9 protein-coding genes are annotated in these 6793 nt (G+C 63.4%); 3 read left to right on the top strand and 6 right to left on the bottom strand.

What is annotated here, in order from left to right:
• Window positions 1-358 precede the first annotated feature (358 nt).
• The 3 genes from ABD240_RS12065 to ABD240_RS12055 all read right to left on the bottom strand — a co-directional run bounded on the left by ABD240_RS12065 (window position 359) and on the right by ABD240_RS12055 (window position 2731).
• Entirely contained in the window at window positions 359-1525 is a 1167-nt protein-coding gene (locus tag ABD240_RS12065; protein ID WP_344337472.1) for a low temperature requirement protein A, read from the bottom strand.
• A gap of 105 nt (window positions 1526-1630) precedes the next feature.
• Complete coding sequence (locus ABD240_RS12060; protein ID WP_129314012.1) at window positions 1631-1960, bottom strand: nuclear transport factor 2 family protein; 330 nt, start codon at window positions 1958-1960, stop codon at window positions 1631-1633.
• A 15-nt stretch (window positions 1961-1975) separates the two neighbouring features.
• The gene (locus ABD240_RS12055) at window positions 1976-2731 is read right to left on the bottom strand and encodes an SDR family oxidoreductase (protein ID WP_291793768.1); all 756 of its coding nucleotides are present in this window, start codon (window positions 2729-2731) and stop codon (window positions 1976-1978) included.
• Window positions 2732-2795: 64 nt separating this feature from the next.
• Between ABD240_RS12055 and ABD240_RS12050 the strand changes: the two genes are divergently transcribed.
• Window positions 2796-3485, top strand: coding sequence for a TetR/AcrR family transcriptional regulator (locus ABD240_RS12050; protein WP_291793765.1), 690 nt, complete (start codon window positions 2796-2798; stop codon window positions 3483-3485).
• Between the two features lie 281 nt (window positions 3486-3766).
• On the opposite strand, the gene ABD240_RS12045 is transcribed toward ABD240_RS12050, so the two are convergent.
• The 3 genes from ABD240_RS12045 to ABD240_RS12035 are packed head-to-tail and all read right to left on the bottom strand — an operon-like array spanning window position 3767 to window position 4828.
• A complete protein-coding gene (locus ABD240_RS12045; RefSeq protein ID WP_344337468.1) occupies window positions 3767-4228 on the bottom strand; it encodes a GNAT family N-acetyltransferase in 462 nt (153 codons plus the stop codon).
• 23 nt (window positions 4229-4251) lie between these two features.
• Window positions 4252-4572, bottom strand: a complete 321-nt coding sequence (locus tag ABD240_RS12040; RefSeq protein ID WP_291793759.1) for a HigA family addiction module antitoxin — start codon at window positions 4570-4572, stop codon at window positions 4252-4254.
• Complete coding sequence (locus ABD240_RS12035; RefSeq protein WP_291793756.1) at window positions 4547-4828, bottom strand: type II toxin-antitoxin system RelE/ParE family toxin; 282 nt, start codon at window positions 4826-4828, stop codon at window positions 4547-4549. Before ABD240_RS12035 ends, ABD240_RS12040 begins: the two co-directional genes overlap by 26 nt.
• 145 nt (window positions 4829-4973) lie before the next feature.
• Between ABD240_RS12035 and ABD240_RS12030 the strand changes: the two genes are divergently transcribed.
• Together ABD240_RS12030 and ABD240_RS12025 are read left to right on the top strand one after the other, a co-directional pair.
• Complete coding sequence (locus ABD240_RS12030) at window positions 4974-5882, top strand: DUF2268 domain-containing putative Zn-dependent protease (protein ID WP_291793752.1); 909 nt, start codon at window positions 4974-4976, stop codon at window positions 5880-5882.
• A 41-nt stretch (window positions 5883-5923) separates the two neighbouring features.
• On the top strand, window positions 5924-6706 hold the full coding sequence (locus ABD240_RS12025; protein WP_229730346.1) for a MerR family transcriptional regulator: 783 nt from the start codon (window positions 5924-5926) through the stop codon (window positions 6704-6706).
• Window positions 6707-6793 lie beyond the last annotated feature (87 nt).

Below are 6793 nucleotides of genomic sequence, written 5' to 3'. Positions count from 1 at the left end.
CCGCCTCCGCGTGCTCCTCGCCGCCGGCGGACTCACCCCATGACCCCCACCCAATGTCCCAAGAGCCACTAAACGTTGAAGCGGAGCTCCACCGAGTTCCGCTACAAACCAACCTCTGACGATGAGTAGTCAAGTTGCCAGCGCTAATCATCCCGCGGGTCAGAGCGTTGCTCTGATCCGTTCGTACAGTGCACGGCCGAGACCAGGTGCGCATAGCCGCCGGCGACGCAAAGGAGCATTCTCACCGCGATGCGGTCGGCCAGCTATGACCGAGGATCGCAGTTGAAAAGCAAAGCGCGTCGCTCGCTCCTGAGCACCGCGATCGGGCGCAGAAGGATCTCAGATAGAGTTTGCCAGGTCATCGCCGGTTATCGAGCGCCGACTGTTTCGATGTCGTGTACGCGGTGTGGGCGGCGAGAATAGCCGTCACGGAGAGTACAGCGACGCTCAACGCAATCACCGGCAGGTGATCGATCAGCAGCATCGCGGCGATCATAATCCCCACCAGCACGGCTGCTGCGATGAATCGTGACCGTGCGAGGCGTCCGAATCGGGACCGGAGGAACAGCAGGTTCCCCGCCAGGTAGACGAGCGGACCTGCTGCCGTCACGACAACGATTGCGGGCGTGAGGTGGTCATGGGAGAGCCGCAGCTCGATGGAGACGGCGACGAGGATCGCGCCCAAGACCATAAAAGCATGCGCATAGGCGTAGGCCGATCGGAGAGCCCCAGTTGACGAGTCCCCGCCGTGAGTATCAGGGCCAGCAAGGGCGAAGTAGTTCCACCAGAGCACGAACAGGGACGCGAAGCCGACGATCAAGCTCAGAGCGAGGCCGGGGGTGAGCTGCCCGTGGGACACGATGCTGCCGCCCATGAGCAGGATGGACTCGCCCAGGGCGATGATGAAGACGAGACGGTTGCGCTCGGCCAGGTGCTCGGCGTCGGTGTCCCACTGGTGCATGGGGGCTGCACCGATACCGGGGATCCGGTAGTGGGCGAGCGGGGCCGCGTAGTCGATGAGCACCGCGATCAACCAGAGACCCAGCCGCCACTCGAGGGGCAGTGCCGCACCGAGGACCCAGAACATGCCGGCCAGCAGGGTCCACAGCAGGAGCATGCGGTAGTTGGCTGCGAGCTGGTGGCCGCGGTAGGCGATCATCATGAAGACTGGACGAAGGATGCCCATGAACAGGTAGCAACCGACGAACAACCAGGCTCCGTCGCCGAAGGCACTAGGAATGGCGATCGACATGCCCAGCGCGGCAAGCATGAGCACCCCGGAGAGCAGCTGCACCGGAGTGCGGCTCGGATCCAGCCAGTTCATCGCCCAAGCGGTGTAGTTCCAGCCCCACCACACCGCGGCGAACACCACGATGGTCTGGGCAGCGCCCTCCCAGGAGAGGTGCTCGATGAGCAGGTGCGAGAGCTGGATTATGGCGAAGACGTAGACCAGGTCGAAGAAGAGCTCGACAGGGCCGACCTCGGATCGACGTTGCCCGGTGCGGGCGAGCGGGACGGTAGTCATGGTTGACGAACCTCGTATATGCGTGTCGTGCGTTTGCTTCGAAGGCGACAACACCGAGCGGGCGTCCATCTGGCTGGACGCCCGCTCGAGATGCCAGTGTCGGTTCTAGCCTTCGCGGATCGTCATCTTCGCGAGCTTGTCGCCGTCGACGTCGAAGATAAATTTCGAGCGGCCGTTGGCGTGGTTGGAGCGCCAGTCGCCGACGACGGTGACCGTCTCGCCTGCAGCGTCTACCTCCTCGACGGCAAGCGTGCCGCGGGAGCCGATGAACTCCCTGTCGCTCCAGGCCTTGATTGCATCGCGGCCGGTGAAGATCCGCCCCCAGTCGTCGACCGCGCCGGCGGCGGTGAAGGCGTCGAGGAACGCGGCCTCGTCATGGCGATTGACGGCGTCGATGAAGGACGCCACTGGCTCGGGAATAGTCTGATCGGTCATGAGTCTGCTCCGTTCTCAGCGGGTGGTGTAGCCGCCGTTGGCGAAGATCGTCTGGCCGGTGATCCACCAGCCCTCGGAGGCGAGGAAGCGGACGATCGGGGCGATGTCCTCGATCTTCGTGAGCTGACCGCCCATACCCTGCGACTTGTGGAACTCGACCCGCTCCGGGGTCTCCTGGCCGTAGAAGAACGGCGTGTCCATCGGACCGGGCGCGATCGCGGTGACGGAGATGCCTCGGTCGGCGAACTCCTTGGCCGCGGCGCGAGTGAAGTGCTCCACCGGCGACTTGCCTCCGGCGTAGGTGGAGTAGCCGTCGGTGAACGCGGCCAGCAGCGCGGTGACGATGGTGATGATCTTGCCGCCGTCGGCGAGGTTCTTGCCGGCCTCCTGGATGAAGAAGTAAGCGGCCTTGGAGTTGATGTCGAACATCGAGTCGTACTCGTCCTCGGTGGTCTCCACGATCGGCTTGCGCAGCACCTTGCCCGCCGTGTTCACCGCGACATCGATCGTCCCCAGAGCCGCCTCAGCGTCGGCGAACAGTTCGGCCACGTTCGCCGGAACCGTGAGGTCCCCCTGAAACACCGCGCCCTTGCCTCCAGCCGCTTCGACGGCGGCCAGCGTCTGCTCCGCGTCCGCGCGACTGGAGTCGGAGTTGTAGTGGATCGCGACGTTCGCGCCGGCCTCGGCTGCTTGACGAGCGACCAGCCCGCCGAGGTTCTTCGCGCCGCCCGCGATCAGAACGTTCTTGCCCTTGAGTGTGTGCTCAGCCATGAAGCCCCCTCTGTATCGTCACTATGCAACTGTATCTCTCTGATACATAAGCTAACGTAGCACTATGACAGGAGCACCGACAAGCGATACACGGGAGCGACTGATAGCGGCAGCCGCCGACCTCATCGCCGCCGCCCCCGGCGAGGAGTTCTCCCTGCGCGCGGTGTGCGACGCAGTCGGGGTGAAGATGCCGACGCTCTACCACTTCTTCGGCTCCAAGCAAGGGCTGATCGACGCTGTCATCGAGCACGGGTTCGACCTCTACCTGAATGAGAAGTCGTCGATGGAGTCCTCGGGCGATCCCATCCAGGACATCCGTGCCGGCTGGGATGCCCACGTCGCCTTCGGTCTGGCCAACCCCGGGTTCTACACGCTGATGTACGGGAAGGTCCGCCCTGGGCACTCCCCCGAGGCGCAGTCGCGTCCCAGCGAGATCCTACGCGCGCTCACGGCGCGGGCCGCCGAGCAGGGCAGGCTTCTGGTGCCCTCTGAGCAGGCTGCCGCGCACATCCTAGTGACCAACATCGGCGTCACCCTGCGCCAGATCATCCTGGCAGCGCCGGATCCCGCCCTGTCTCAAGCTGTCCGTGAAGGCGCTATCTCGGCGATCACCGGCAAGGGAACACGAGCCAACGACTCGCTCACCACTGCCATCGAGCTCGCTGCAGCACAACCAGATGTCCTCGGCAAGGCGGAGACCCAGCTCCTCATCGAATGGCTCGGCCGGTTGAGCAGGGTTGAGAAGCTGCAGTAGGCGAGTGCCACGAGCTTCGGAGAGGCACAGCGGTTCAGGAGGTAGACAAGAGACCTTCTTCGATCAAACCAACGCCGTGCCAGCGGGCAGGATTCGCGCCGCGCGTACAGAGTGCCTAACTCAACACTAGGCCGTCGTAGATGCGCTCGGACGGCTCGACGTCCCGATCGACGGGGACGTGGAGTGTGGCGATGTGCAGCCGTTGCCCGTCAGACCTCACCAGACGTTAGTTTGAAAAGCGGAACTCCACCGAGTTCCGGCACAGACCAACCTCTCGACTTTCACGTCAGGTCGAACCGCATCTGCGGGATCTGCCGCCCCGGGATCGACCCGCTTGCGACGCTGCCGATCGTCTCTGCTCCGTATTTCGCATAGAAGCTCTCCGCGCCCGGATCCGCGTCGAGAACGAGGCATCGAAACCCCAGCTCAGCGGCTTTCGTCAGCGCGTGGCGCAGGAGCGCACCTCCCACACCCGCGCCGATCCACACAGGATCTACGAACAGCGCTGCGAGCTCGCCCTCAGGAGGTGAGCCATCGAGGAGGTAGAAGCCAACGATGCACCTGTCCGACTCTGCGACGATCAGCGCACCTGACCTGCATTGCTCCGGCGTGAAAGTGAGCTCCGCACGACACGCCGCCAAGAACGCGTCCGAGTAGCCCCAGTAGCCCTTCGAACGCAACGCGACGGCTGAGACCTCTTCCGCTTCGTCCGACTGTGCTTTCCGAAGCTCGATGCCATTCACCGCTCCGATATGCCCACACCCCGTCAGGCCGACTGCAAAGGCGCGATCGCGTCGATCTGATCGCGCAGCGCCCGACGCTCGAGCCGCAGCTCGTAGTTCGACTGCAGGTTCATCCAGAACTCCTCTGACGTGCCGAAGTAGCGCGCCAGTCGGATCGCCGTATCAGCGGTGATCCCCCGCTTGCCGTGCACGATCTCATTGATCCGCCGCGGCGGGACGCCGATCGACACCGCCAGTTTGTTCTGCGTGATCCCGAATCCCTCGATGAAGTCCTCCATGAGGATCTCCCCTGGGTGGATGGGCTCGATCAGGTCGGTCTCAGTGGTAGTCGACGAGTTCGACATCTTCCGCACCTCCCTCTCTCCAGACGAAGCAGAGACGCCATTGCGCGTTCACGCGGATGCTGTGCTGTCCGCGACGGTCGCCGACCAGACGCTCCAGGCGGTTGCCTGGCGGAACCCGGAGGTCTTCGACATCCTTCGCCGCATGGATCAGCTCGAGCTTCCGCAAGGTCGCGCGCTGCACCGTCCGGTCGACGCGCTTGACGTACTGCTCATGCCAGATGCGCTCGGTGTCCTTGCTGCCGAACGATCTGATCACGAGACGAGCATATAACGCGGACCGTCATTAACGCTAGACGTTAAACCGGAATTCCACCACGTCGCCGCAGATACCAACCTCTGGAGAAGTTAGCTACTCCCCGGGTTTGACCTTGTCGTAACGGCAAGGTTTACCGTCTCTTGCTATGACTATTTCAGTGATTGACAGCGCGTCGAGCATGCGCCGAGTGCTCGCAGCGACACCCGATGACCGCGCCGATCTGGTCCGTGAGATGTGGTCTCCCCTGGCTGGGATGTACCACTTCATCCCGGGAGGGATCGACATGGCCACCGTGCACCGACAGAACTTCGGCTTCGACTGGGAGGGCGCAACCGAACCGATCCAGGGGGCCCTCGAGCGTCTCGTCGAGGCAGACGCCTGGAACCGCATCACTACGGCGCTCGAGTCCGGAGCCGCGGCACTCCGGGCAGCTGCCCCGGGCATCGAGGTGCCCGATCTGCAGGTGCTCCTCGTGTTAGGCGATCCCGACAACAAGCACTTCGTCGACGAGATCCAGGGGCTGTCCGCATTCGGTGGAATCAGCGGCTACATCACCATCACCGTCTGGCCCACGCCCCAGGTTCTGGAGCGACTCGAAGCGATTGCCGTTCATGAACTGCACCACAATGTGCGGTACTCGCCGGGCGGAGTCGTATGGGACCCGATGACGGTCACCGTCGGCGAGCAGGTAATCTCGGAAGGGCTTGCGGACGTGTTCGCTGCGGAGCTGTTCGGCGACCGCGGGTACACGCATTTCGTCAGTGAAAGCACCCACAACGATGCCGAAGTCCTTGCGAAGGTCGCAAGCGGGCTGCACGTCACAGGCATGCAGAACTTCACGGCGTGGGTGCATGGTGACGCGAGCGCGCGCCTCCTCGGCGCAGAGCCAGTTGGTCTGCCCACGGGTGCTGGCTACGCAGCCGGCATACGACTAGTTCGCGCCTACCTCGATGCCACAGGAGCCACCGCGGCACAGAGCATTGCCGTGCCTGTGGACGAGGTTCTGCGTGTCGCCGCGCCTCAACTGGGCTTGCGCCTCAATCGGGAAGAATGAGAACGACGTCAACCAGCTGGAGGCAGTCCGTGGAGTGGACCGTGCACGAGCTCGCAGAACGTGCGGGCATCAGCGGGCGAACGCTGCGTCACTACCACCAGATTGGGCTGCTCGAGCCAGACCGCGTCGGGTCCAACGGTTACCGGTACTACGGGCCCGACGCAGTCTCCCGCCTGCAGCGAATCCTGCTGTTGCGAGAAACGGGCATGCCGCTGGCCGACATCGCGGACGTACTTGATGTGCCCACAACTCCTGAGGTGGAAGTCCAAGCGCTCACCGGGCACTTGGAGCATCTCGCTAGGGAACGCGACTCTCTGAATCGACGCATCAACGCGGTGGAGCACACCTTGTCCATGCGTCGCCAGGGCCGCGAACCTCGCATGGATGTCATGCTCGAGGGATTCAACGACCGATATGAGGTTGAGGTCGTCGAGCGCTGGGGCCGCGACGCATTCGACGCATCGAATCAGTGGTGGCACGGGAAATCGGTCCAGCAGCAAAAGGCATGGAAAGTCAGAGCCGACGCCCTACTCACCCGGTGGCGTGTGATCCAGCAGGAAGGACATGAACTGGACTCCGCGATAGCGCAGGAGCACGCGGCCGTTCACGTGGAGTGGTTCAAGGAGATTCCGGGAACTCCTACCCATGCAGGCGACACGGCGAAGTCCGTCGACATGATCCGTGGTCTCGCAGACCAGTACGAAACGAACCCCGACTTCCATGTCGCCTTCGGAACCCCGGAGGCCGCAAGTTTCGCTGCAAACGCGTTGCGACTTCACGTGCGAGGACTAAAGCCTTCTCCTGCGGATGACCTCAGAGGTTAATTTGAAAATCTAAACTCCACCGAGTTCCGGCACGAAGCAACCTCTGCACAGCTGACAGCCGCGCAGAACCGTCGAATGCGACCGGGC

Origin of the sequence: Brevibacterium salitolerans (genome assembly GCF_039531405.1) — a bacterium.
Classification (GTDB): domain Bacteria; phylum Actinomycetota; class Actinomycetes; order Actinomycetales; family Brevibacteriaceae; genus Brevibacterium; species Brevibacterium salitolerans.
This window is presented reverse-complemented; position numbering and strand designations above follow the sequence as displayed.